Source organism: Enterobacter sp. UNJFSC 003 (genome assembly GCF_036903355.1).
Lineage (GTDB): Bacteria > Pseudomonadota > Gammaproteobacteria > Enterobacterales > Enterobacteriaceae > Enterobacter.
In genome coordinates this window covers 1-237 of sequence record NZ_JBAKHK010000344.1, presented here as the reverse complement: position 1 = coordinate 237, position 237 = coordinate 1, and the positions used below count along the sequence as shown (strand labels likewise).

Sequence of the window (237 nt, the reverse complement as noted above, 5' to 3'; positions counted from 1 at the left end):
ATCTTCCCCCGAAACTACATCACAATATTTTATTCTTTCAGTGCAATACGGCGTTAATGGCTAACACGCCCAGCAAACCCATAATAGAAATAAGGGTTTCCATCACCGTCCAGGTACGCAACGTTTCACCAACCGTCAGATTAAAATACCCTTTAAATAGCCAGAAGCCAGGGTCGTTTACGTGTGACGCGATCACGCTGCCCGCACCGGTTGCCAGTACCATTAAAGCGGGATCGG

Annotated in this window: 1 pseudogene; it reads right to left on the bottom strand. The window is 47.7% G+C overall.

Annotation, left to right across the window (positions count from 1 at the left end):
- Positions 1-37: 37 nt before the first annotated feature.
- Positions 38-237, bottom strand: a pseudogene (locus V5P19_RS24465) (gluconate permease); the annotation flags it as partial.